We start from the raw sequence: 246 nt of genomic DNA on the forward strand, positions 1-246 counted from the left end.
AGGGACTGTCAGATTTTTTGTGTGCGGGCTGGTAGCGGCCTGCCGTTAGGCAGGCCGTGCTTTTACCAGGTCGGCCTGATAAATCGATCTCCGTACAGAATCGCAAATTGATTCATCGCACTCTTCCAGTCATGGGCTGCAGAGCCCCAGTTGGCAGTGATATTGCGCAGCCCGAGCCAGATCAGTTTGGTTGCCGCATCGTCGGTCGGGAAGTGACCGCGCGTCTTGATGATCTTTCGTAGCTGA

The 246-nt window shown here is 55.3% G+C and carries 1 pseudogene; it reads right to left on the bottom strand.

The features are described from left to right. Positions 1-62 precede the first annotated feature (62 nt). A pseudogene (locus ACYASU_RS21560) lies at positions 63-246 on the bottom strand (IS256 family transposase); the annotation flags it as partial.

This window comes from Pseudomonas sp. HP_12, assembly GCF_055283955.1.